At 46.5% G+C, this 24,873-nt stretch carries 26 protein-coding genes and 1 tRNA gene; 11 read left to right on the forward strand and 16 right to left on the reverse strand.

From position 1 onward, the window contains the following. Positions 1 to 95 precede the first annotated feature (95 nt). On the forward strand, positions 96 to 1,073 hold the full coding sequence (gene cysK / locus MTBPR1_RS10955) for a cysteine synthase A (RefSeq protein ID WP_069189064.1): 978 nt from the start codon (positions 96 to 98) through the stop codon (positions 1,071 to 1,073). A gap of 78 nt (positions 1,074 to 1,151) precedes the next feature. Here cysK and MTBPR1_RS10960 read toward each other — a convergent pair whose 3' ends face one another. The 4 genes from MTBPR1_RS10960 to MTBPR1_RS10975 all read right to left on the reverse strand — a co-directional run bounded on the left by MTBPR1_RS10960 (position 1,152) and on the right by MTBPR1_RS10975 (position 5,400). Continuing rightward, a complete protein-coding gene (locus MTBPR1_RS10960) occupies positions 1,152 to 2,759 on the reverse strand; it encodes a fumarate hydratase (protein WP_069189065.1) in 1,608 nt (535 codons plus the stop codon). A gap of 66 nt (positions 2,760 to 2,825) precedes the next feature. Continuing rightward, positions 2,826 to 3,314 (reverse strand): SspB family protein, encoded by a 489-nt coding sequence (locus MTBPR1_RS10965; RefSeq protein ID WP_126465184.1) that lies wholly within the window; start codon positions 3,312 to 3,314, stop codon positions 2,826 to 2,828. Between the two features lie 81 nt (positions 3,315 to 3,395). Further along, positions 3,396 to 3,896, reverse strand: coding sequence for a hypothetical protein (locus MTBPR1_RS10970; protein ID WP_069189066.1), 501 nt, complete (start codon positions 3,894 to 3,896; stop codon positions 3,396 to 3,398). 19 nt (positions 3,897 to 3,915) lie between these two features. Then, entirely contained in the window at positions 3,916 to 5,400 is a 1,485-nt protein-coding gene (locus MTBPR1_RS10975) for a carboxypeptidase M32 (protein WP_069189067.1), read from the reverse strand. 158 nt (positions 5,401 to 5,558) lie between these two features. Between MTBPR1_RS10975 and MTBPR1_RS10980 the strand changes: the two genes are divergently transcribed. After that, positions 5,559 to 6,200 carry a thermonuclease family protein gene (locus MTBPR1_RS10980; protein WP_069189068.1) on the forward strand — a complete coding sequence of 214 codons (642 nt, stop codon included), beginning with the start codon at positions 5,559 to 5,561 and terminating at the stop codon, positions 6,198 to 6,200. A 4-nt stretch (positions 6,201 to 6,204) separates the two neighbouring features. Beyond that, positions 6,205 to 7,161, forward strand: coding sequence for a prolyl aminopeptidase (gene pip / locus MTBPR1_RS10985; RefSeq protein WP_069189069.1), 957 nt, complete (start codon positions 6,205 to 6,207; stop codon positions 7,159 to 7,161). Here the strand turns inward: pip and MTBPR1_RS10990 are convergent. Next, on the reverse strand, positions 7,153 to 7,989 hold the full coding sequence (locus tag MTBPR1_RS10990; RefSeq protein ID WP_069189070.1) for a mannose-1-phosphate guanylyltransferase: 837 nt from the start codon (positions 7,987 to 7,989) through the stop codon (positions 7,153 to 7,155). The genes pip and MTBPR1_RS10990 overlap by 9 nt on opposite strands. A 102-nt stretch (positions 7,990 to 8,091) precedes the next feature. On the opposite strand from MTBPR1_RS10990, the gene MTBPR1_RS10995 reads away from it, so the two are divergent. The 3 genes from MTBPR1_RS10995 (at position 8,092) to MTBPR1_RS11005 (ending at position 10,336) form a co-directional block, all read left to right on the forward strand. Continuing rightward, entirely contained in the window at positions 8,092 to 8,532 is a 441-nt protein-coding gene (locus MTBPR1_RS10995; RefSeq protein WP_069189071.1) for a DUF411 domain-containing protein, read from the forward strand. Positions 8,533 to 8,646: 114 nt separating this feature from the next. Further along, positions 8,647 to 8,723, forward strand: a tRNA-Arg gene (locus MTBPR1_RS11000). A 173-nt stretch (positions 8,724 to 8,896) separates the two neighbouring features. Next, complete coding sequence (locus tag MTBPR1_RS11005; protein ID WP_069189072.1) at positions 8,897 to 10,336, forward strand: glyceraldehyde-3-phosphate dehydrogenase; 1,440 nt, start codon at positions 8,897 to 8,899, stop codon at positions 10,334 to 10,336. 84 nt (positions 10,337 to 10,420) lie between these two features. Here the strand turns inward: MTBPR1_RS11005 and MTBPR1_RS11010 are convergent, their stop codons facing one another. Then, a complete protein-coding gene (locus MTBPR1_RS11010; protein WP_165602662.1) occupies positions 10,421 to 12,565 on the reverse strand; it encodes a hybrid sensor histidine kinase/response regulator in 2,145 nt (714 codons plus the stop codon). A 148-nt stretch (positions 12,566 to 12,713) separates the two neighbouring features. Next, positions 12,714 to 13,049, reverse strand: a complete 336-nt coding sequence (locus MTBPR1_RS11015; RefSeq protein WP_069189074.1) for a c-type cytochrome — start codon at positions 13,047 to 13,049, stop codon at positions 12,714 to 12,716. A gap of 86 nt (positions 13,050 to 13,135) precedes the next feature. On the opposite strand from MTBPR1_RS11015, the gene ybaK reads away from it, so the two are divergent. After that, on the forward strand, positions 13,136 to 13,606 hold the full coding sequence (ybaK, locus tag MTBPR1_RS11020; protein WP_069189275.1) for a Cys-tRNA(Pro) deacylase: 471 nt from the start codon (positions 13,136 to 13,138) through the stop codon (positions 13,604 to 13,606). On the opposite strand, the gene MTBPR1_RS11025 is transcribed toward ybaK, so the two are convergent. The 3 genes from MTBPR1_RS11025 to MTBPR1_RS11035 all read right to left on the reverse strand — a co-directional run bounded on the left by MTBPR1_RS11025 (position 13,603) and on the right by MTBPR1_RS11035 (position 15,724). Continuing rightward, a complete protein-coding gene (locus MTBPR1_RS11025; protein WP_069189075.1) occupies positions 13,603 to 14,502 on the reverse strand; it encodes a DMT family transporter in 900 nt (299 codons plus the stop codon). The genes ybaK and MTBPR1_RS11025 overlap by 4 nt on opposite strands. A gap of 76 nt (positions 14,503 to 14,578) precedes the next feature. Then, positions 14,579 to 15,286 carry a substrate-binding periplasmic protein gene (locus tag MTBPR1_RS11030; RefSeq protein ID WP_069189076.1) on the reverse strand — a complete coding sequence of 236 codons (708 nt, stop codon included), beginning with the start codon at positions 15,284 to 15,286 and terminating at the stop codon, positions 14,579 to 14,581. Positions 15,287 to 15,352: 66 nt separating this feature from the next. Beyond that, complete coding sequence (locus MTBPR1_RS11035) at positions 15,353 to 15,724, reverse strand: VOC family protein (RefSeq protein ID WP_069189276.1); 372 nt, start codon at positions 15,722 to 15,724, stop codon at positions 15,353 to 15,355. A gap of 62 nt (positions 15,725 to 15,786) precedes the next feature. On the opposite strand from MTBPR1_RS11035, the gene MTBPR1_RS11040 reads away from it, so the two are divergent. Further along, positions 15,787 to 16,431, forward strand: coding sequence for an alpha/beta family hydrolase (locus MTBPR1_RS11040; protein WP_069189077.1), 645 nt, complete (start codon positions 15,787 to 15,789; stop codon positions 16,429 to 16,431). Then, on the forward strand, positions 16,428 to 17,060 hold the full coding sequence (locus MTBPR1_RS11045; RefSeq protein ID WP_069189078.1) for a LysE family translocator: 633 nt from the start codon (positions 16,428 to 16,430) through the stop codon (positions 17,058 to 17,060). Before MTBPR1_RS11040 ends, MTBPR1_RS11045 begins: the two co-directional genes overlap by 4 nt. On the opposite strand, the gene rquA is transcribed toward MTBPR1_RS11045, so the two are convergent. Continuing rightward, positions 17,050 to 17,763, reverse strand: coding sequence for a rhodoquinone biosynthesis methyltransferase RquA (rquA, locus tag MTBPR1_RS11050; RefSeq protein ID WP_069189079.1), 714 nt, complete (start codon positions 17,761 to 17,763; stop codon positions 17,050 to 17,052). The two genes, MTBPR1_RS11045 and rquA, sit on opposite strands and share 11 nt — an antisense overlap. A gap of 73 nt (positions 17,764 to 17,836) precedes the next feature. After that, a complete protein-coding gene (gene gcvA / locus MTBPR1_RS11055; RefSeq protein ID WP_069189080.1) occupies positions 17,837 to 18,760 on the reverse strand; it encodes a transcriptional regulator GcvA in 924 nt (307 codons plus the stop codon). Between the two features lie 145 nt (positions 18,761 to 18,905). Here gcvA and MTBPR1_RS11060 point away from each other — a divergent pair, with 145 nt between their 5' ends. After that, positions 18,906 to 19,187 carry a ribbon-helix-helix domain-containing protein gene (locus MTBPR1_RS11060; RefSeq protein ID WP_338031284.1) on the forward strand — a complete coding sequence of 94 codons (282 nt, stop codon included), beginning with the start codon at positions 18,906 to 18,908 and terminating at the stop codon, positions 19,185 to 19,187. Positions 19,188 to 19,275: 88 nt separating this feature from the next. Here the strand turns inward: MTBPR1_RS11060 and MTBPR1_RS11065 are convergent, their stop codons facing one another. The 3 genes from MTBPR1_RS11065 to MTBPR1_RS11075 form a co-directional block, all read right to left on the reverse strand. Continuing rightward, positions 19,276 to 20,100, reverse strand: a complete 825-nt coding sequence (locus MTBPR1_RS11065) for a mechanosensitive ion channel family protein (RefSeq protein WP_069189081.1) — start codon at positions 20,098 to 20,100, stop codon at positions 19,276 to 19,278. An 87-nt stretch (positions 20,101 to 20,187) separates the two neighbouring features. After that, positions 20,188 to 21,273: a YeeE/YedE family protein gene (locus tag MTBPR1_RS11070; protein WP_069189082.1), complete on the reverse strand. Its 1,086-nt coding sequence runs from the start codon at positions 21,271 to 21,273 to the stop codon at positions 20,188 to 20,190. A 112-nt stretch (positions 21,274 to 21,385) separates the two neighbouring features. Continuing rightward, on the reverse strand, positions 21,386 to 22,165 hold the full coding sequence (locus tag MTBPR1_RS11075; RefSeq protein WP_069189083.1) for an FKBP-type peptidyl-prolyl cis-trans isomerase: 780 nt from the start codon (positions 22,163 to 22,165) through the stop codon (positions 21,386 to 21,388). A 194-nt stretch (positions 22,166 to 22,359) separates the two neighbouring features. On the opposite strand from MTBPR1_RS11075, the gene MTBPR1_RS11080 reads away from it, so the two are divergent. Further along, entirely contained in the window at positions 22,360 to 23,370 is a 1,011-nt protein-coding gene (locus MTBPR1_RS11080; RefSeq protein ID WP_069189084.1) for a hypothetical protein, read from the forward strand. 410 nt (positions 23,371 to 23,780) lie between these two features. On the opposite strand, the gene MTBPR1_RS11085 is transcribed toward MTBPR1_RS11080, so the two are convergent. Then, on the reverse strand, positions 23,781 to 24,806 hold the full coding sequence (locus MTBPR1_RS11085) for an aspartate-semialdehyde dehydrogenase (RefSeq protein ID WP_069189085.1): 1,026 nt from the start codon (positions 24,804 to 24,806) through the stop codon (positions 23,781 to 23,783). Positions 24,807 to 24,873 lie beyond the last annotated feature (67 nt).

Here is a 24,873-nt window from a genome sequence, read left to right on the forward strand (position 1 = left end):
GATTTTACATTGACATGCCGTGCTGCGCACCCCATACATTTAAATAGAAAAAACTTAGCAGTTTAACAAAGTAACGACGTACAAAGAGAGTCATAATGTCTGAACAATTTACATCCGATGCCCCTACTCGCGGTAAAATCTATGACAGTATCATCGATACCATCGGTGCAACCCCACTGGTGAACCTCTCTGGTCTGGCAAAGGCCAATAACGTAAAAGCCAATATTCTTGGCAAATGTGAATTCTTCAACCCACTGGCCTCTGTTAAAGACCGTATCGGTTTTGCCATGATTGAAGCCGCTGAAGAAGCCGGCGTCATCAAAGAAGGTACAGTTTTGGTTGAGCCCACATCGGGTAACACCGGGATTGCGTTAGCTTTTGTTGCAGCTTCGCGCGGGTATCGCTTGATCCTGACCATGCCGGAAAGCATGTCTAAAGAACGTCGCAAAATGCTTGCCCTGCTGGGTGCTGAACTGGAACTGACACCTGCTGCAAAAGGCATGTCCGGTGCTATTGCACGTGCTGAAGAACTGGTCAATGAATTGCCAGACGCCTTCATGCCACAACAGTTTAAAAACGAAGCCAACCCTAAAGTCCATACCCGCACAACGGCTCATGAAATTTGGACAGATACGGGCGGCAATGTTGATGCCTTGGTTGCTGGTGTTGGTACAGGCGGCACCATCACGGGTGCAGGCGCAGCGCTTAAAGACAAAAACCCGGATATCAAACTGATTGCAGTTGAGCCAGAAGACAGCCCTGTGCTTTCAGGCGGTGTCCCGGGCCCGCACAAAATTCAAGGCATTGGTGCAGGTTTCATTCCTGATATCCTTAATACAGGTCTTATTGATGAAGTTTTAAAAATCGGTAATGAGACCGCTTTTAACACGTCACGCCAAGTCGCCAGCACAGATGGTGTTCCGGTTGGTATTTCATCAGGCGCTGCCCTTGCTGCGGCCATTGAACTTGGTCAACGCGATGACATGGCAGGCAAAAACATTGTGGTTATCCTACCAAGCTTTGCAGAGCGTTATCTCTCAACAGCATTGTTTGACGGTATTGTCGGCGACTAATAGCCGGATCAATAAAGAACAAAAAAAGCCCCATATCACGATCGATATGGGGCTTTTATTTAGTTCGTCTTAATTTTATCAGACGAATTCTTTGAAGAAATCGTTACCTTTATCATCAACAATGATGAAAGCAGGGAAGTCTTCTACTTCAATTTTCCAGATGGCTTCCATACCCAGTTCTGGATATTCCAGACATTCCATCTTCTTGATCGATTGTTTGGTCAGCTCAGCTGCCACACCACCGATGGAGCCAAGGTAGAAGCCGCCATATTTATGACAAGCATCCGTCACCGCTTTGGAACGGTTGCCTTTTGCCACCATCAACATGGAGCCGCCATTGGCTTGGAAGAGATCAACATAAGCATCCATACGTCCAGCTGTTGTCGGGCCAAATGAGCCTGAGGCATAGCCTTCAGGTGTCTTGGCAGGACCTGCATAATAAACCGGATGATCTTTGAAATATTGCGGTAGTTCTTGCCCGTTATCGAGCAGTTCTTTGAGTTTCGCATGCGCAATATCGCGCGCCACAATCATGGTACCTGTCATCTTCACGCGGGTTTTAACCGGATATTGTGACAAGGTCTTGCGAATCTCATCCATCGGCTGGTTGAGATCAATGGCAACTTCTTCAACACCTTCTGCACTTGCTTCTGGCAAGAAATCAGACGGGCTGTCACAAAGCTGTTCAATGAAAACACCGTCTTTGTTGATTTTTGCAAACAGCTGGCGATCGGCTGAACAAGATACACCAATAGAAACCGGACAGCTTGCGCCGTGGCGTGGCAGGCGGATCACACGAATATCATGGCAGAAGTATTTCCCGCCAAACTGTGCACCCATGCCCATTTCCTGTGTGAATTTAAGAACTTCTTGTTCAAATTCCACATCGCGAAAAGCCTGACCTTTATCGCCACCTTTTGTCGGCAGGTTATCAAGGTATTTTGCAGAGGCCAGCTTGGTTGTTTTCAAGTTGGTTTCAGCCGATGTACCGCCAATGGTGATGGCAAGGTGATAAGGTGGGCAAGCCGCTGTTCCCAATGTGCGAATTTTTTCATCCAAGAACGCCATCAAGGATTTCGGGTTCAACAGAGCTTTGGTCTGCTGGTACAAGAAAGTCTTGTTGGCTGAGCCGCCGCCTTTTGCCATAAACATAAATTTATAAGCATTGCCTTCAGTAGCATAAAGGTCGATCTGTGCTGGCAGGTTGTTGCCCGTGTTGACTTCTTCATACATATCAACTGGGGAAACCTGAGAATAACGCAAGTTCAGCTCTGAATAAGCTTCAGAAACACCGCGTGAAATGGCTTCTTCATCCTGACCATCAACCCAGCAGTATTTACCGCGTTTACCCATAACAATGGCTGTACCTGTATCCTGACATAACGGCAAGATACCATCGGCTGCTGTCGTTGCGTTTTTGATCATTTCCAGCGCAACGAAACGGTCGTTATCAGAGGCTTCTGGATCATCCAAAATGTTTGCAACCTGCTCCATATGGGCGGGGCGCAATTTATGGGAAATCTCTTTAAAAGCTTCTTTAGTTAAAAGGCGGATCGCTTCGGGATCGACTTTCAACACTTCACGACCATCCACTTCAATGGTGGAAACGTGATCTGAAGTCAGTTTGCGGTATTGGGTCGTATCTTCCCCAACAGGGAACATGTCATGATAAACGTTGTCGCTCATCTTTTTCTTCTCATCTTAGGTCTGTGAAACAAAAAAGGGCTGAATGAACTTCAGCCCTTGAAGGAATTATTTTTTGCGAAAAGCATCAAGCGCAATGACGTTATCTTTATTCTCATCATCACTGTCTTTTGAAACTTCTTCCAAAACAGGTTCGCTCTCTTCAAGAAGCTCATCACTCTCGTCATGATCTTCCACAGTTTCCATTTTAAACTGAAGACCGAATTTTACGCTTGGATCAGCAAAACCTGTCACCGCCTCAAACGGCACATGGATCGGTGTTTTTTCTTCACTGAAGCTCAGCACAACCGCAAAATACTCATTTGTGACTTCAAGGTCCCAGAACTCATGTTCAATCACAATGGTGATCTCTTCTGGATACTGCTCACGCAAACTGTCCGGGATGGTCACATCAGGATGGTCTGTTGCAAATGTAATGTAAAAATGATGTTCACCGGGCAAACCATGCTCTTGGCAATAGTTCAGCGCCTTGCGAACCACACTTTTCAATGCGTCCTCAATCCAACGGTCGTAACGTAAGGTGTCCATAATGTCCATGCGGGCCTACTTGGCTAAAAATTCAGTTGTTCTATTCACTATAGAACTCTTGTGAGCCTCAGGTAAACTTATTTTTATGACTTAACTGCGTCGTCTATCGGGCCCTGTATATGTGGCTTGGCGCAGGCGGTCTTCTTCCAGCGCTTGCTCATAAGCTTCTTCATCATCGGGATCAACCAAATCCATCGCACGATAAGGATAGCTGAACTTCTGCACCACAGGTTCACCCGTCTCAATATGGCCTTCTTCATAACCCTGAATGGTCTGATCCACAATGGCCTCTATTAACTGGCCTGTAACCTTGCGCAGCACATTTTCGTCATAGAGATATTCTTTATCATAAATGATCTTTTGCAGCTCACGCTGGTGGTGCTTCACAAATTTTAACAATAAAAGGGCAAAGGCTTTTTTCTCAATATAAGTCGGGGCGATATCGAGGATATCTTTTAAAGAGAGATAGACCAGATTGGGGAACTCTTGCGTTGCAGGCAGTTCTTCCAGATATCCCACCACATCATTAAAATAATTCGCCCGATCCACATCCAGTGTTTTCAAGCTTTTTTCAACGATCCTTTTATGCATCAAGAGCCCCTGTATTTTTTTAAGAATATCTCTTTTTAAGATGGTTGATAAATACCTCGGGATCAAGCGCTTTTCCCGTTGCCTTGATCATCAGCTCTTTACTTGAATGTAGCGAGCCATGGCCATGTACATTTGAATTTAGCCACTGAAATAGACTGCCAAACTCACCCTTGGCAATTTCCTCATCCAGGCTTGGTAAGGCTTTTAATGCGCTCTCAAATAACTGGGCCGCACTCATTGCGCCCAAGGTATAGGTTGGGAAATATCCCCATGTCCCATCATACCAATGCACATCTTGCAGGCAGCCTTCGCGATCACTTGGCGGGGTGATGCCGAGCATTTTTTGCATCATCTCATTCCAGCTATGGGGGATGTCTTCAACTTCCATATCGCCTTCAATCAAGGCACGCTCCAGCTTGTAGCGCAAAATCACATGGGCGGGGTAAGTCACCTCATCGGCATCCACGCGGATATAATCGGCTTTAACTTCACGATAAAGATTGGTGAAATTATCCAAAGACCATTCAGGCCCCGCACCCGCAAAAGCCTCTTTCATATGAGGTAATGCATAAGTCAAAAACGCATCAGAGCGACAAACCTGCATCTCCACCAATAAAGACTGGCTTTCATGAATGCTCATGCCGCGCGCGGTGCCTACGGGCTGGTTGCGCCATTCTTTGGGTAAAGCGCGCTCATATAGCGCATGTCCGGTTTCATGCAGCACCCCCATCAAGGCAGAGGTGAAATCAGCCTCATCATAACGCGTGGTCAAACGCACATCATCAGGGATGCCTCCACAAAACGGATGCAGGCTCACATCAAGGCGCCCATGATCAAAATCAAAGCCCAGCGCTGCCATAAATTTTTTGCCCAAGGCTTCCTGCTTTTCAAGGGCAAAGGGGCCTGCGGGTTTTTTAAAACTCTTGTCTTGCTGTTTTTCCAAAACCTCTTGCAAAAAGCTTGGCAAGAATCCTTCTAGGCGCGTGAAGATAGGATCAATCTCAGCAGCTTTTCCCTCAGGCTCATATTGATCAAGCAACGCATCATAAAGCGAGCAAGACAGCTTTTCAGATTTGGCCTTAGCCTTTTGGCGGCTCAGGTTCAACACTTCTTTCAGGGCTGGAACAATCTTTTTAAAATCCCCTTCCGGGCGGGCTTGGCGCCATAACTGCTCACAAGATGAAGTCGCGCGCGACATGGCCTCAACCAAGTCTTCATCCAAGGCCGTGGCATGGGTATGAGAGCGGCGCATTTCACGAAGGTTTGCGCTTTGCCATACGTTTAAGCCTGTTTCTTCTTCGGCCTGATCAAGCAGGTCTGCCATTTCACTTTCCACCATCAGCCCGTGGCCCATGGTCGCCATTAATGCAAGCTGTTCTGCACGTGCTTCTGCCCCGCCTTTAGGCATCATGGAGGCCATATCCCAATGCAGCATACCTGCCGCATCACCTAAAACATGGATACGTTTGAATTTCTTTTCCAATTGTGTGTATGCGTTGCTCATGTCATCTTCTTTCGTATGATTAATCCAACAAACCCATACGACCCATCTGCCCCAAAACAAGCAAGAGCCCGAGCGTGATCATAATGGCAAATAAAGTGAAACGGTTCATATCGATCATTCAGCATAAATTATTCCTTGTTGTTTTTGTGGGGCTTCTCATGGCCTCGGTCAAGGGGGATTGCACAGAAACTTTTTATGATGAGGTTCTTAGCCTTACCCCACCTTTTGAAATGCGCTTAAAAAAAACAGGCCCCATCCGCCTTGCCGGATTGCTTTATGAGGCTGACACAACCGCCCTTGAAAAGCTCGTTCAAAAAGGTATGCGTATCAAGGTGCAGCTTGTCTCAAACAAGCCGGACCGTTATGGGCGCAAAGCAGCCCATGTCTATTTAAAGGATGGGCGATGGATTCAAGGTGAGCTCGTGCGCCAAGGCCATGCCACACCATTTCCCTACCCCGGCGAACACGCCCTTATTCGCGATCTCTACCTGCTTGAAACACCCATATCTCAATCAGCTTTAAAAGACGATATCAAAATAGATCAATTTGGCATTATTGAAGGTATGGTTGTTGATGTGGCAGAAATTAAGGGCAAAACATATCTTAATTTTGGCAGTAACTGGCGCGATGACTTCACCATCAAAATTGATAAAGTCTCTTTAAAAAAATTTCGTGCATTTGGATTTGACCTTCCTACATTAAAAGGACACCGCCTTCGCATTCGCGGCTGGGTCTTTTTTCAAAATGGCCCTATGATAGCCCCGCAACACCCCAACCAAATCGAAGTGATCAAAGAATAATCCCATGCCCTTTACCCGCGGATCAGACCTTTTCCCAGCCATCACACCAAATCAATCCGGCATGCTAGATGTGGGGGATGGTCATCATGTCTATTGGGAGGAATGCGGCAATCCCCAAGGGGTGGCCCTAATCTTTTTACATGGCGGGCCCGGTGCGGGCTGTTCTTCCATTCATCGACGTTTTTTTGATCCCAAGCATTATCGCATCATCTTGATGGATCAACGCGGCTGTGGGCGTTCCACCCCGACAGCTGCTATTGAAAACAACACCACAGACCATCTTATTGATGATTTAGAACAATTGCGCACCCTGTTAGAGATTGAACGCTGGTTTATCTTTGGTGGCTCATGGGGCAGCACCTTGGCACTGGCCTATGGCGTTGCCCATCCAAAGCGGTGTCGCGGTTTTATCCTGCGCGGTATTTTCATGGGCCAGCCTTATGAATGTGACTGGTTCCTCAACCGTATGGGCACCTTCCAACCCGAAGCCGCGCGCGCCTTTTCAAGCTTTCTTCCCCTTGAAGAACGTCGCGACCTGCTTAATAATTATATCCGCAGGCTCAACCATCCTGATCCTGATATTCATTTACCCGCCGCCCATGCCTGGTCTTCCTATGAGGAAGCTTGTGCCACGCTGTTGCCCTATCATGGCAGCTCTAACCCCGACCCTGTCAGCACCCTGTGCCTTGCGCGACTGGAAGCGCATTATTTCAAGCATCAGTTTTTTATGGAAGAAGATTACCTGCTCAACAACCTTCACCGCATCACCCATCTACCCTGCATTATTGTGCAAGGGCGCTATGATACTGTCTGCCCGCCTGTGACAGCAGAACATCTTTCACAAGCTTGGGCAAAAGCGCAATATATCGTCATCCCCGATGCGGGCCATTCCGCCCTTGAATCAGGTATTCGCGCAGCCTTGATCAATGCAACGCAAGCCTTCAAGGCCGTCTCAGACTAAGCTTAACGCCTTCCACAAGCCCGGCCATGTGCCAAGGTCGGACCATGCGCTAAGTAAAGAGACCACCGCCACACGATTACTTTTTTCCATCACCGCAACATCCAGTGAGGTCGTCGGGCAATCTGGATAGCTCAAGATAGGCCCTGTGCTGATGGCTTGGCGGCACGGGGCAAGATGGTCTGGGCTATGTTTTTCCATCTCGCTGATAAGCATATCAGGTGTGCAGCAAAAGATGCCGGCATTCCACACATAACGCCCTGCATTTAAAAGCTCTTGTACCGTTGCTAGGTCTGGCTTTTCAACAAAACGTTCCACACAATGCCCGCTATAACCTGCATCAAGACGTTGGCCCACTTCAATATAGCCATATTGAGTTTCTGGGCGATCTGCAACCACGCCAAAGGTAACCATATAACCTTCTTCAGCCGTTTGGCTGGCATCTCGCACGGCGCGCATAAAGGCAGATTGATCCGCAATAAAATGATCACTAGGACAGATGAGAAGCGGGAAATTTTCACCGCGCCCTTTGGCCCACAGGGCTGCAACCAAACAGGCAGCGGCTGTATTTTTGCGATCCACCTCTAACAGCAGTTCTTCATAATCAAGTGCGATTTCATCACATTGATCTTTAACCACGTCTTCCAAGGACTGCCCGGCAATAATCAACGGGGGCAGAAATTCAGGCCCGCTGACACGCTCTAACGTATCTTGAAAGGGGCTATCATCTTCCAGTAGGGAGAGAAACTGTTTGGGCTTTTTCGGGCTGGATAAAGGATGCAGACGCGAGCCTTCACCACCAGCCAAAATCACGGGTCTAATGGTAATCATGAAAATCTTATATCGCCTTTTTTAGCCTTCCACCAACTGGAAAGACACATTTGGGTCTTATTTATAAGGCTAAATGGTGCAATCGAATAAAAGGACACTGCCATGACGTATTTTAAAATCTTCTCCCTACTTGCCCTCTTGCTATTCAGCGCACCCTCTCATGCGGGCCAAGGCGCAGAGATTAAAGTTTTTAAATCACCCTATTGCAGCTGCTGTACGGCATGGAGTGAACATCTGCGTGAAAACGGCTTTGATGTGAGCGAGATTAAACGCGATGACATGGAAGCGGTTAAACGTCAACTCGGTGTCCCCCAACAATTAGAATCGTGCCATACCGCCCTGATTGACGGCTATGTCATTGAAGGCCACGTGCCCGCCGATGATATCAAGCGCCTAATCAAAGAACGCCCAAAAGGTGCCAAAGGCCTATCTGTGCCGGGCATGCCCATTGGCTCACCGGGTATGGAACAAGGCAACCATAAAGATAAATACACAACCATCATCTTTGGGCCTGAAGGCATGGGCGCATTTGCGCGTCATTGATAAAGGCTTTGCCTTTTGCTCCTAACAAGTCCCCGCCGCCCTCGGGGACACCCCTTAATTTGCACAATCCCACTCTTGCATTTTCCCGCAAGATTGCTACCTTCGCCCCCCTGCGACCCCGTAGCTCAGCAGGATAGAGCACAGGATTCCTAATCCTGGTGTCGGAGGTTCGAATCCTCTCGGGGTCGCCATTTCTTTCTCTTCTTTATATAAGCGCAGTTTATCCTTTCTTTTTGGCGCCAGTTTGGCTATGTTCGGCTCCAAATTTGGGGGCCATCCATAGGACGTTGGATCCGTTCAGGTTCAGCTGGCCTTAGGTGTGGTTTTCTTGCCATGCATTTTATGACTTAAGGAGAATATGAGCATGACTGATTCAAGCGCTAAGCACTTTGATAACTGGAAAGAACAGCAAAGTGCCGCTGAACAGATGATTCCGTTGGTTGGTAAGTTGTACCGTGATAACGGCGTAACAATCCGCATCTTTGGTCGTCGTATCCAAAACCACAACACAATCGATATTCTCAAAGCACACCGTTACTCCAACCAAATGGTTGGGGAATATCTGGATGTAACCAAAAGCCTTGAGCTGTTGAAAGTCATGGTTAAGATGGATTTGGCTCCATCACGCATCGACATTGGTAAACTCAACTATGAATTTGCTAAAAACGGCACAGATGCTGCGGCCTTCCTTTCTGAGCAACTGGCAAGCATTAACACAGGTAAAGGCACCGCACTGGATGAGCCACAAGACGTTGTTCTTTACGGTTTTGGTCGTATCGGTCGCTTACTTGCACGCATGATGATCGAACGTGTGGGTGCAGGTAACAAAATGCGTCTGCGTGCTATCGTTGTTCGTGGCGGCAAAGATGGTGATCTGCAAAAACGTGCAAGCCTGCTGCGTCGCGATTCTGTTCATGGTCCCTTCAATGGTTCCATCGATGTGAACGAAGAAGAAAGCGCCATCATCGCCAATGGTGTGTACATCAAAGTGATCTACGCAAACTCACCTGCAGATGTGGACTACACAGAATACGGCATCAAAAATGCGCTGGTTGTGGATAACACAGGCATGTGGCGCGATGAAGAAGGCCTTGGTCAACACGTGGCTTGTAACGGTGCATCTAAAGCACTGCTGACAGCACCGGGTAAAGGCAACATCAAAAACATCGTTTATGGTGTAAACAATGATGACATTGATGCGTCTGACACAATCTTGTCTGCAGCGTCTTGTACAACAAACGCCATTACACCTGTTTTGAAAGTCATCAACGACGAGTATGGTGTTGAAAACGGTCACGTTGAAACAATCCACGCTTACACCAACGACCAAAACCTGATTGATAACTACCATAAAGGTGATCGTCGTGGTCGCGCAGCTGCCATGAACATGGTTCTGACATCTACGGGTGCGGCAAGTGCGGTTGCCAAATGTCTGCCTGAAATGAAGGGCAAATTGACAGGTAACGCCGTTCGCGTCCCAACGCCAAACGTTTCCATGGCGATTTTGAACCTGAACCTGAAAAAAGACACCACTGTTGAAGAAATGAACGCTTTCTTGCGTGATGTTTCTCTCAACTCATCTTTGCAAGACCAGATCGATTACACAGCTTCTACTGAAGCGGTATCTACTGACCTTGTGGGTAACGTTCACGCAGGTGTGGTTGACTCTCAAGCGACCATCGTTGATGGCAACCGTCTGGTTCTTTACGTATGGTATGATAACGAAGCGGGCTACAGCGCGCAGGTAATCCGCATGATGCAAGACATCGCGGGCCTGAAAATGCCAACAGTACCTGCTGAGTAATCAACGCTTAGCATAGAACTAAAAAGGGCCTTGAAGACAATTTACATGTCTTTCAAGGCCCTTTTTTTATGCGCATCATTCTCTCTATTTCAAAAGCTTTGCCATTTCATCAAACAGGGTTTCAAACTTAACCGGTTTAATGACAATGGCATCAATACCTGCCTCCATGAATTGGGGGCGGTGTTCTTTAATGGCATCTGCGGTAAAGGCAATAATGGGTTTACCTGCATTTGGCCCTGCAGATTTACGGATTTCAGCTGTGGCTTCCATGCCATCCATTTGAGGCATCTGAATATCCATCAAAATAAGATCGAACTCGTCTTCTTGTGCCTTTTGCACTGCCTCAACGCCATTATTGGCCAGCACAATATGATGCCCATGGCGCATTAACATAGAAGTGACGACCTTCTGATTAATCAGATTATCTTCAGCCATCAAAATTTTCAAATCAGGTAAATCATGGCTTGTAACGGATAACGCTTCAGGCTTTTTGCAAGGATGAACGGGTAAACTGAGTTTAAAGGTTGAGCCGTGATTAAGCTCACTTTCCACACTTAGGGTCCCGCCCATCATGTCACTGAGCTCATGAGAAATTGCCAAACCAAGGCCGGTTCCACCATATTCTTTGGTTGTGCTCTGATCTGCCTGTTGAAAGCGATTGAAAATACTTTTCAGTTTTTTCTGCGCAATACCGATCCCACTATCTCTAACCGCGATGACAAGTGTATCTGCCTGTTCCCCTTTTTCCACCCGCATGGAAACATAAACGGAGCCTTCCTGGGTAAATTTAACCGCATTACTCACCAAATTTGAAACGATCTGGCGCAGGCGGATATCATCGGTTTGACACCAATAATCAACAAAGTCTCGTGCATTACTGGTTAACTCGATATCTTTTTTCGAAGCACTGGGGCCAAAAAGATGCACAATGCTCTCAATAATCTTGGCAGGCTCCCATGCATGAACATCCAAGTGAAGCTGCCCAGCCTCAATCTTTGAAAGATCAAGAATATCATCTAATAAAGCCATTAAAGTGCGCGAAGACTCATCAAGGTTTTCCAATAGACCTTCTTCTTCCTTCAACACAACTTGGTTTTCACGCAGTAATTCCAATACACCGCGAATGCCCACCATTGGAGTGCGCAATTCATGGCTCATGGTGGCTAAAAACTCGCTCTTGGCCAAGTTGGCTTCTTCAGCCACTTTTGTCGCCGCCATCAAATCGGTTTCGAGATTTTTCTTATTGGTAATGTCTGTATGGGTGCCCGACATGCGCAAGGGCTTGCCGTCTTCTGCCCATTCCACCACATTGCCTTTTGAAGCCACCCAGATGTAAGAGCCATCCTTACAAATCATACGAAATTCCGTTTCGTAATGATCACGTTTTTTCTCAAATGTTTCCTCAATGAGTGCTTGGGCTGCAACAAGGTCTTGAGGGTGAGTATTTTGCGTCCATGTGCTAATATTAATCGGTTCCAGCTCGTCAGGGGTATATCCCAACATACTGGCAAAACGCTCATTAATATGGACCTTGTTGGTTGAAACATTCCATTCCCAAGTACCGACCTGCGTACTCCAGATAATTTCTTCAAGCTTGATATGTTCTTGCTCGGCTTCTTCTTTAGCTTGGCGGTGTTTTTTCAGGGCAATAAAAAGGGCGATGGTTAAACTGAGTAACAAGAGCATCCCAATGACCAGATAGGTCACTGTTGAGCGATGCGCTTCAATCAATTTTTTAGTTTGGCGATCCACCATACTTTCTAGCTGGGTTTGATAATGCCAGAGATCGTCCTGAATTTCGCGCTGCTTAGAAATATCGTGGATAATGGAAATAAGAACAGCTTTACCCTGATAACTATAGGGGTTGGAATGGACCTCAACAGTCTTAATAGAGCCGTCTTTTAATTTATGGCGAAAGATAAAGAAGTTACGCTTTTCAGCTTTTGCACGTTTGCGCTCTTGTGCCACTTCCTCTCGGGTCAGGGCATTAATATCCTGTATCCCCATGGATTCAAGCTCTTGGCGCGAATAGCCATAAAAACGACTCGCGGCCTCATTGGCTGCAACAATTTTTCCGCTACCCGGTGCAATCAATATAATAACCGCCCCGTGCTTTTGATAAAACTCATCAAAACTCAGTGTGGCATGGGCCACAGACGACATGGTAAAGGTCGTCACGACAACAAACAGTAAAGCAATTATCTCCAATTTCTGGAGTATGTTCTTCATCCGGCGCATTATGGTATTCCCACGGTTCTACTGTCTTGGTGCAGTATTTATTATTTATTTTAGAGCATATATCACCACGTAATAAACGTACAAGTTAAAAGAAAGAAAAGGTGTGCCCCCAAAATGGCGAACACACCTTTTAAAAACGTTATTTAGCAAACGTCTTTCGCATATAAACAACCGTTTCTTTGATCTGTGCATCGGTTAACTCATCATCACCAGCACGTGGTGGCATGGTCACTTCTGCACCCGGTTTTTCAATCCCTTTGATGACAGATTGTGTCAACGCATCATCACTTTTTGCCCAAATCGCAGGTGCATTTGTGAAATCTGGCACACCGTTCATACCTTCGGCACCTTTGCCATTTTCACCATGGCAACCGCTGCATGTGTCTTCAAATACAGTTGCTCCATCGGCAAGCACTGGGCTTGTAAAAGCGATGACAGCACCAACAGCAAGTGAAAGGGAAATCATTTTTTTCATTATACGTGATCCTTGAACTCGGTTCGAATTTGTTCAAACATAAGACCCTCTCTTATGTTCAATATTTTAAAACTGGCCCCATCTTCATGACACCAGCGATCAATTTGGCAAAAAAGAAAAAGATTGTCTTTGAGCTACATCAATATGACCATGATTCAAAAGCAGATTCTTATGGAGAAGAGGCTGCTGAAAAACTGGGTTTATCCCTAGAACAGGTTTTTAAAACATTGGTCATTGCCACTGAGAAAAATGAACTCTGCGTTTGCGTTGTTCCCGTGGCTGGCATGTTAGACCTCAAACAAGCTGCTAAAGCTTTAAAAGCGAAAAAGGCGACCATGGCTGAGGCAAAGAAAGTCCAATCCACCACGGGCTATGTGCTCGGCGGGGTCAGTCCTTTGGGGCAGAAAAAACAGCTTAGAACCCTGATTGATCATTCTGCGAAAAAGTTTGCCACCATGTTTGTCAGCGCAGGCAAACGCGGTCTTGAAATTGAGCTTTCCCCACAGGATTTATCAAACCTGACCCGTGGTTCTTTTGCTGAAATTGCAAAACTCTAAGCCTTTGTTTTAAAAAGATTGCTGCGCAACATTCTGCCATCAATGATAACCAGACCAAACAGGATTAGCCCCATGCCAATCACTTGTTGGGTTTCCAGTCGCTCGTCTAAAAACAGGCCGCCAAGCGCGATAGCACTGATGGGAATAAGGAAGGTGACCAACATTAAATTTGTTGCCCCGCTGGTGGCAAGAATTCTGAAATACAAAATGTAAGCCAACACGGTACATAAAAACGCAATGGCAATAATGGCAAGCACCACATCGCCTGAGGGCATAAAATACCCTTGGGGAAAGCCATAGAGTAAGGCAATGGGCGTCATCACAAGGCTTGAACAGGTCACTTGTCCGCATGCCGTCACCATAGGATCAACGCCCTTAAAACGTCGCCCCCAAATTGCAGCTAACCCATAAGACAGTGCTGCCATCAAAATCGCAAGCTGTGCCCAGACCATCGCACTCATGCCTTCTAAAGCCTCAAGCCCGACCATGACGATCACCCCGATAAACCCCACAATAAGACCTGTCCCTTTTGCAAGACTGAGTTTCTCATCACGGGTCAAAAACTGGGCAAGGACGATGGTAAATAATGGTGTTGTTGCATTGAAAATAGAGGCCAATGATCCCGTAATTTCAGTTTGCCCCCAAACAATCAGGCAAAAGGGAATGACATTATTGAGCAAGCCCATGGCGAAAAAAGCCAGCCAAAGGTCTTTTTCACGGGGCAGCGCAATGGCTTTAATGCGCAAAATCAACAATAACATTAAAGCAGCCAAGCCCACGCGCCCCCATACGGTGACAAGTGGTGTGACTTCACGCAAAGCGATTTCCGTAAAAAAGAAAGACCCGCCCCACAGCAGGGAAAGGGTTAATAATAAAATCCAGTCAAACAAACGCATGTGTTCACTCCCTCAAGTCACACATAGACTAACGCCTTGGCCGTTTTTTTCTCGCCACTTTCGGACCTTTAGATTTCTATGGGCGTACAGATTGATAAAACCCATCTAGAATTTTCTGTATTTCGCCTTTTGCTTTTAAGCTAACCAATGCTGATTTTAAGCGTTTAACAAAAGGCTTATCCGCCACACTCTTTGCACAGATCAACATCATCGGCATCTGTGAGAAAACCAAAGGTTCCCCAAAAAGCACATCGGGGTTCAGTCCTTGTTTAAGGGCGCTATATTTAATACTTCCCACCACACCGACAAGCCCGTCAACGCGCCTTCTTTGTAAAACCAAGACACCACTGGCATAGTCTTTGGTCTCCATTTTCGTCACTAACGGGTCATGATCAAAACGATCATCCACACGCACGCCCGTACCCACACCGACTTTAATTTTATGCAGGTCTTTATACTCTGTAAGGATGATATCTCTGCGCGGGACTACACCAATGGTCAAATTAATGCCCACGGGCTCAATCATGGCAAAATGTTCTTTAACATAGGGCGTGCCAGCCAATAGGCCACAATCAGCAGCCCCGCCCTGAAGGGAATAAACCAGTCGTTTTAACGGTACCATTTTGCTTTTGGCCTTGTATCCAGCTTGGCGCAAAATGGCATCGGCAATCAGATATTGATACCCATCCTTCTTGCCCTTCTCATCCATAAAGCTATAGGGAATTTGCTCAATGGTGACAAGACGTGGCAGCTCGTCCGCAGCTAAAGCGCGTATCGACATCATAGATAATAAAGCAGAAATTATAACTGATCGCTTTATCAAACCAAATGATGACAACCGGATTACCCTTTAATTTTGTGGTGGATATTGCACCAAGGTGAACACATTGCCAGCAGGGTCCTTAAAGTGAGCCATAGCTCCCCCCCATTCTTCAGTCTCTGGCTTACCTTCAAAATGAACGCCTTTTGCACTCAGCTCTTTATAAGTGCTCTTGATATCGTCTGTTGCAAAAGAAACACCTGTGAAGCGCCCGACCATACCAGCAGCTTCTGGCTCACTTAAATCGACTTCTTCCAAAATCAATTTTGTACCTGCTAAATCAAATACACAAACGCCTTCATCTTCAAAGCCGATTTCAAAACCAACGGCTTCTACAAAAAACGTTTTCGTTTCCTGAAAATCACCAGAAAAAATTCTAATTGCATCAATGGCGTTCAGCATGACTTGCGTACCTTCAAAATTAAGTCCATATAACTTCATACTTTATATAGAAGGAAAATGCCATGGACTATCTTTATAGCGGACCGGAAAATTCTGACATCACCTTTGTCTATGCCCATGGGGCAGGTGCTCATATGGATAGCAAATTCATGGAACGTGTTGCTGAGGGTCTGGGCGAACATGGCATTCGCGTGGTGCGATTTGAATTTCCCTATATGCAAAAGCGCCGTGAAACGGGCAAAAAACGCCCACCTGATCGCACACCCAAACTGCTTAATGCTTGGCGTGACGTGATTGCGGATCTTGGCGGTCCAGACAAGCTGTTTATCGGTGGTAAATCCCTTGGCGGGCGCATGGCAACCATGGTTGCCCAAGAACTGGAGGTCGAGGAAACGCCCGTGCGCGGCGTGCTTGTGACAGGTTATCCTTTCCATCCCCTTGGTAAATCTGAAAAAGAATATTTGCGCACCGAACATCTTATGGAGCTCAAAACCCCAACGCTCATTTGCCAAGGTGCGCGCGATAGTTTTGGCTGGTGGGATGAAGTTGTCACCTATGGCCTGCCTGACATTATTGATTTCCATTGGGCCGATGATGGCGATCATGACCTTAAACCACGCGTGCTTTCAGGGCGCACCATGAAAGAAAACCAGCTTGAAGCTGTTGATGCTATGGCAAACTGGCTTAAAGAAAAAGCCGCTACATGATTGTAGAGGGCGCCACCCTGTTAGCTTACGCGCTAACCGCCGGGGCCATTGTGCTTTCACCGGGGCCTGATACGGTGCTGATCCTGCGCTATGCCATAAATTCAGGGCGTAATGTGGGGCTTGCAACTGTTTTTGGGGTCCAACTTGGCCTTGTTGGTCATACGTTATTGGCGATTTTCGGCATTTCCTTCTTAATCGCCTCAAGCCCCATTGCCTTTAAGTTAGTGGCGATTTTAGGTTCAGCTTATTTAGCATGGATTGGCATTCAGGGCTTTCGTGGTGCCACATTAAAATTTGATGCCGACGGGCCGACCATCACATGGAAAAAAGCCATGTTTGATGCCATGATTTGCAATCTGCTTAACCCCAAAGTCATCATCCTGTTTCTTGCCCTTTTGCCCAACTTTGTGGACCCGGATAAAGGGCAGGTCACATGGCAGCTTATCATCCTGTCCCTCGTGCTGGTGATCCTTAATGTCACATGGCAAGCCCCGCTGGCTTTTGCCGCCGATGCGGTGCGTGGCTGGTTATCGCGCCCACGGGTACAAAAAACCGTTAATGCCTCAACAGGGGCCTTCTTGCTGTTTTTTGCCGCCATGATGTTGTGGGAACATCTGATTAAGACTTGATGGCAACAACCTTTTGATACAGCCCGCCAAACAGGGTTTCTTTTGACCATTTTACATTCAGGCTCGCCTCGCCATAGGCTTGTATCTCCTTCTCCCAAAGCCCTTTTGCAAAAGGCTCTAAGTAATCAAAGACTTTGCTCATAATCGGTTTTAAAGGGTGAAGGTCAGCTGGTTTATGGTAATCCACAAACACCACCTTGCCGCCTTTTTTAACAGATGCCAATAACGCCTTCACAATTTTCCCCTTCACACTTTCCGGCACTTCATGAAGTAAGAAAAAACACACCACCGTGTCATAGGATTTTGCCTGAATGAGCGAGGCATCCCCAAGATAGGCATGAGCTTGGGGATAATTCTCAATGCGTTTTTGCACGGTTTCAATCTGAATGGGGGCAACGTCAATCACATCAAGATGCCCCGCCCCGCCAACCGCTTGGGCGAGATGAGTGGAAAATGATCCATAAACGGCTGCGGCCTGAAGGACCGTTTGCCCCTCCTCAATCTCCATGGTCGCGCGTTTAATCAAGCGCCCCGCATTGCCCCATAAAATGGCCGAGACCACAGGGGCCGAGCTTAAAATCGGCACGGTTTTCGGGTTGAGATAGGCCCAGCTATAGGTCTCGCGCAGATAATCCGGCAGACTAACTGATGAAGCTTCGGGTGAAGACACGGGCTCACCATCGGGTTTTCCAAGATACGTCATAAGACCTCTTAAATGAACATATAGCCGATCATATCCATATTTACTCATATAGGTAAAGTGACGGTTTTGCGGCTCAGCCGCCCTCTTTTTGCATGGCTTCTTCTAAAACCCATTTTCGAAAGAGCGCCACCTTGGGCACATCCCCACGCCCCTCAGGGTAGCTGAGGTAATATCCATCATGTTGGTCGGGCAGGTCGGGGGCTGCAAACGGAATGATAAGGCGCCCACGATCAAGTTCGTCCTGCACAGCCGTTTTACCTTCCAAGGCAACACCCAAACCATTAATCGCCGCATCAATTGCAAGGGTCGCGCGGTTAAAATGCAAACCCTTAGCTGGATTAATCCCACGCACACCTGCATTTTCCAACCACATGGACCATGTGACTAATCGTGCCTCACTATGAATAAGCGTGTGATGGGTCAGGTCTTGGGGTTTATCCAAGGCCTGTTCATACTGGATCAAGGCGGGAGAGCAAACTGGCACCATGGTTTCTGGAAACAGCATTTGAGCGACCTGACCGGGCCAACTGCCCCGCCCATACATCAAACCCACATCATAATCGCCATAAAGACTATCGGTGGGATTAAGCGTTGAGTTGACCCGTATATCCACATCAGGATAGCGATTTACAAAACGATGCAAGCGCGGCATCAACCATGATTTTGCAAAAATCGGTGCGGTCGCAATGGTCAAAATATCGCCTGCGCCTTGTGCCATCACCGAGACCACGGCTTCTTCAATCTCATCAAAAGAGCGCATAAGGGTCGGCAGCAGGACTTGGCCTGCATCACTTAACACAAGTGCTTTATCGCGCCGTTTGCCACTGGCAAGGCGATGAAACAGTTTCACGCCAAGATAATCCTCCAGAGACTGCACCGCATGGGAAACCGCAGACGGGGTCACATGCAAGTTTTCCGCGGCTTTCTTAAAGCTTAAGAAGCGCGCAGCAGCTTCAAAAGAGCGCAATTGCGCAAGAGGGGGAAGTTGTCTAGCCATCACATCACATGAATTTAATTCATCTTATTGATGAAATCTTATCGTTTGTTTAGCCCTAAGGAAAGGCTTAGTTTCAGGCTTATAGAAAAACAAAACAGCCAACACAGGCTGAAATGATTGAAATTAATTCAGGGTATCTTCACAAATGATGACGCAAAGCGCACAAGCCGTTAATATGTATTGGGAAAATCGCGGAATGACTGTACCCCTCATGACGGAAAAACTATCGCTTAAGAAAAGATCAGTGACCATCTCCGGTCACGGCACCAGCGTCTCTTTGGAAAATGCTTTTTGGGATGCCCTGAAAGATTTAGCAGAAGACCGTGGCCTCTCGCTCAACGCCATGATCACAGAAATTGACAAAGAACGCACAGGCAATCTTTCAAGCGCCATCCGCGTCTTTATTTTGGAAAATATGCGTCGTTAGTCCTCCCAACTCCCCATAAAACGACACATAAGAAAAGGCCGCTACTCGACAGGCGGCCTTTTTCCTTTTGGAGCTTTTAAAGCGGTGATCACCCCTCTTTAACGTGATGCACCACTTGTTGTGGATAGGGGATAGAAATACCTTTTTCATCAAAGGTTTCTTTAACCTTCTTGGTGATATCCCAACGCACGCCCCAGTAATCAGACGCATTCACCCAAAGGCGCACGGTGATGTTAACAGAACTATCTGCCAGCTCCCCAATAGCCAAAACAGGGGCCGGGTCTTGTTTGATACGATCATCGGCTTTGGCGAGCGCTTCAATGGTTGCCATGGCCTGATCCATATCATCTTCATAGGAAATCCCCATGACCAGATCTACACGACGGGTATCATGGGCGCTGAAGTTTTTAATGGCACTGCCCCAGACTTGGGAATTGGGCATAATAATCTGCACATTATCGCCTGTCGCCATTTCTGTGGTGAATAAGGACACCCCTTTAATCACACCTGACTGACCGCCAACTTCAACAAAGTGACCAACCTTGAAAGGACGCAAGAACAAAAGCATCACACCGGCTGCCACATTGCTGAGTGTACCTTGCAAGGCCAGACCAATAGCCAGACCCGCCGCACCCAAGACAGCAATGAGACTTGTGGTTTCTACGCCAAACTTATTAAGAACAGCCAAGAACGTGACCGCCATGACCACATATTTAATGATGGCTGAAATAAAGCCTGCCAGCATTTCATCGGCATTGGGACTTTTCATCAAAAGCTTGTGGCTTTTGCGTTTGGCAAACCCTGCCAGCCAGAAACCGACAATTAAAATGATGATTGCAGCAAGGACCTGCAAACCATACATGGCGACAAAATCAATAAGGGTTTGGGTTGTCTGTTCTACAGATTCAGACATATTCTCTACTCCGTTTATTATCTATTTGTAGGCAACTATGCCTAAAATAAACGAAGATGAAAACCTGTATTTAAAAGGATTCTAAAATTATTCAGCCGCAGCTAAATTACCCTGCACATTTTCTTGTCGCTTCATGATCACATGACCGATGCGCGAACCCACAATAATTGCACTAAGGCTAATGATAGAGGAAAAGCCAAGTGTGCTGATCCCTGAAAGGCCTTGCCCGATGGAACAGCCAATTGCCATCACCGCACCAGAACCCATCAAGGCCCCGCCCAACAGGTAGCGCAGCATTTCATTAGGCTGAGAGAAGCTTTGTAGTTTTAGCTCACGGCGCGTCAAAGCACTAATAAAGGAGCCTGCAATCACTCCGCCGATCAACATAATACCGAAGTTAGCCGTTGCACCTGTATAGATCATCAAGAACTGCATGGCATTACCGCCCGGGGCAACAAATGTCAGAGATTCAAGACGCTGTGGCTCAAAATCATCATAGCCAATGACGCCCGTGACATACCAGCCACCCGCAACGATTGAGCCAATAATGACAGAGGCTAAAGTCAGATACAGGTTTTCGCGCAAGATCACACTGCGCAACACAAGAACGAGTGCCAGAAGGGCAGCCACAACAACAGCCCAAATGCGCACAACATCAGCATCAAAAGAAATCATCGCCGCCAATGACTGGATCACATCCGGGTTCTCCAGCGGCATTTGCCATAAACCTTCAATCTGTTGGCGCACAGGCGCAAACAGACCACGCATGGTCATATAGCCTGTCAGGGCAATGGTCATAATCACAATAAGGGAGCGCAAGTTACCTGTGGCTGCCAAAACAACTTGGCGTCCCGCACAACCGCGCGCCAACATCATCCCGATACCAAACATGATACCACCAGCCACAAGTGAAAAGATGGGCAGACTTTCAACCCAATAGGCACTTTCGCCAAGATCAATCTCAAAAGCAGGCAACAAGGCTTGTGTTCCTGCCACCGCAATTAATGTGGCGATTAACCAGCCACGCAATTGGCCTGCACGTTTGCTCTCAAAGCTCTCAGCAACAGCTTGACGGAAACAGAAACGGCTGGATTGCCCTAATAGGCCAAAAATCAGCCCGATCAATCCACCACCTACTAACATAATGTCCGTTGGTTCTAATTCTTCAAACATTGCTTTTGATCTCCAATAGCCAAGCGCGAGCGCCCTTTTTCGTGAGCGCTTTTTCTCATATTAGATTTAAGAAATCAATATTTTTCTTATTCTTGTGTGTAATTAACTATTTTTAACACAGTGAGCATGTGCTTTTAAGCATATCCATTTGCGGGGCCACGGTCTGATTCTTTTCACGCAACCAATATGTTATGCCATTGCGCACATTATAGACATTTTCAAAACCAAAACGCATCGCCAGTAATTCAGAAGCCATGCGAGTACGGTTTCCGGTGCGACAGATCAGCATGACGCGCTCTTTTTTATCTGCGATTCGCGCCATATCTTCTGGGAACTTCGGATTAATCTGCCCATTTGCCATTCTAAAGGGAAGCAGCAAACTGCCTTGAATCACACCCGTCTTTTTCCATTCCGCAGGGGTGCGCACATCAACAATCTTCACACCTTCTTTTAAAAGTGCTTTGACTTCTTCATTATTGATATTTTTAAACGGTGGTTCCATCACCTCAAGAAGTTCGACTTCAAATTTCAAAGTGGCATTGGGTTGGATCACACCGCCAGCACCGCGCGGGCCATAGGCCATTTCAGGTGGGATGATCAGTTCTCGCAAACCGCCAACGCGCATGCCTTGTACACCTTGGTCCCAACCGGGAATGACTTGGCGTGCACCCAATGTGAAACTAAAGGGACGATCACGGTCTTTACTGGAATCAAATTTATTTCCGTTCATCAACCAGCCTGTGTAATGCACACGAACCTGTTTTTCTTTCTCAGCAAGCGCCCCTTTGCCTTTAATCACATCTGTGACTTTTAACTCAGCGCTGTGCCCGACAGAACTTAAGACACTCATCACTAAGGCTAAAGAGAGGAGTTTAAAAACAGGTCTCATCATTGCGCTTCCTTTACGATATGCTGCAGTGCCACATTATACATTATTGGCACCTTATATAAAGGTCTGTTTCACATTTTATTTCACAAAGCTTTTGCGGTACTCTGGTTTCTTATATATAGGTTGAATAAGAGATGGCTTAAGTCACCACAAAAAAACATAGAAACAAACTTATAAGGACAAAGGGCGCCCTTATCATGGCCACTGAAACAAGTGAAGATTTCTTCCAAGCCATCCGCGAGGCGGTAAGCCAGACATTGGATATGGCTGAAGCCCAGAGCAAAATCTCTGATGAAACACGCGAGCTGTTGTCCCAGCTTATTTTGACACGCCGTGGTGATGGTGAAATCGTTTTAGATATGAGTGCTCATCAAAAAATGAAAGCTGGTGAAAACTCATGGGTGAATAAAGAAAGAAACGATCAAGACCGTTATATAAACCCAACACGCCTGCCCCAGCTTGTTCCCGGCCTGTCAGGGCTGACATCTGGGCAATATCTTGCCTTTGTTCAGCGCCCCCTTGATCGCAATGGCGATAATGCGCCGTTTTTAGTTGACCAATCCTTGCGTCTTTATGATCAGTACCATCACAAGGATTTAGCCGCTGAGCGCAATAAGCTGTTTGGACATTATCAACGTCATGTCGCTAAAATTCTCATTGATGATTTACTTTCAAAAGAACATGACACGAGCGATCAGGAAGAGCTGGATAAATTGCGCGCCCAAACACCACCGCAAAAACAGTTTGAAATGGCAGCCAAAGCCCTAGATATCTCAACAACCGAGGTCATGAACAACCTGTTTAAATATGCCATCGCCCTTTATAATATTGAGCGTATCAAAACAAAGGCAGTCCAGCTTAAAAAGGCACAACAGAAGTTTGAACTGATTTTGCGCAAACTTGCCAATACAGATAGCGGCCCAACAGCGAAAACCCGTGTTAAAGATATCTTCCTTGGTTTTCAAAAAGACCTCACCTTTATGGCAAAGGAAATCGGCTATCTCAATAACAAGGCCTTCCAGCCCATTATTGAAAAAATGCATAAAGAGAGCTTCCAAGACCAATATCTTGACCTGCACCGTCATGGCGCGCGCCTAGATGCCTTGGCTACACGTTGGGTGATCATTTTCAACGAAGCCAACAATCAAGATAACCTGCGCACCACTGTTGAAAAAATCAAAGGCATGCACACTGTCTTCATGAACTAGGTAGTTTCAACTAAAACTATCCGTATGATGCTCACAGCTATCTTTTTAGGTTCTCACCAGATGGTTGTATATATCTAGGAAGATAAGAAAAAGTACATCATCCTAAGGAATGATACGTATTATTTTTATCTAGTAAAATCAATTAGTTCAGTTAATATACTAGACATCTATTCCGCCGATCTCATCGGTTCAAAACTTGAAATCTTAGATTGAAAGTTGCGGACCGATACCTTTTTCGGACATTGTCCGAATTAGAGCGCCTAGAAGCTAGTGATAGCTTCTAACAAACTTTAAAAGCCGGTCCTTGTGACCGGCTTCTTTTTTTATGTCCGCCACTTAACACATAAAAAAAACGCCCCTGAAATATCCTTTCAGAGGCGCTTTAAAAATATCGCTTTAAGAGTTAAAGCTTATTTCTTCAGATGGTCACGCACCAGCGCTTCCGCAATCTGTACTGTGTTTAGGGCTGCGCCTTTGCGCAGGTTATCAGACACACACCAGAATGACAGGCCATTTTCAACCGTATCGTCTTTGCGAATACGTGAAACATATGTGGCGTCTTCACCAGCACATTCCACTTGCGTGACATAACCTTCGTCTTCACGGTGATCAACAACAACCAGACCGTCTTGGGCTTGCATGACTTCACGTGCACGCGCTTCATCAATCGGCTTTTTAGTTTCGATGTTGATATATTCCGCATGACCGATAAAGGCAGGCACACGACAGCAGTTTGCATGAACTTTGATGTTTGGATCGAGAATTTTCGCTGTCTCGACTTTCATCTTCCATTCTTCTTTTGTTTGGCCGTCATCCATAAACACATCAATGTGTGGAATACAGTTAAACGCAATCTGCTTAGTGAATTTCTGCTTTGTCTCAGTCGCAGGCTTGTTCATAAAGATGCCTTTGGTTTGCTCAAACAGCTCATCCATAGCTTCTTTACCACCACCAGATACAGACTGGTAAGTTGAAACGATCACGCGCTCAATCTCAAACTCTTCATGCAATGGCTTTAAGGCCACCATCATTTGGATGGTTGAACAGTTTGGGTTGGCGATGATGCCTTTTTTCTTGTACTCACCAATCGCTTCTGGGTTTACTTCCGGCACGATCAAAGGAATGTCCGGGTCCATGCGAAAGTGTGATGTATTATCCACAACAACCGCACCAGCTTCTGCTGCACATGGTGAATATTTCGCAGAAATCGCCCCACCTGGTGAAGACAGAACAATGTCCGTGCCTGTGAAATCAAATGTGTCCAGGTCCTGTACTTTCAGGATTTCATCCTCACCATAGGAGATTTCACGACCGACAGAGCGGCGTGATGCCAATGCAACAACTTCATCAGCAGGGAAATTGCGCTCTGACATAATCTGGAGCATCTCACGGCCCACATTACCAGTGGCACCCATTACTGCGACTTTATAGCCCATTTGTTTCTTCCTTTAAATTACGGCCCAAGTGGTCAATCCGCCTGTGCCATTTTTCGTCTTTAAATAA

It is taken from the genome of Candidatus Terasakiella magnetica (genome assembly GCF_900093605.1).
Lineage (GTDB): Bacteria > Pseudomonadota > Alphaproteobacteria > Rhodospirillales > Terasakiellaceae > Terasakiella > Terasakiella magnetica.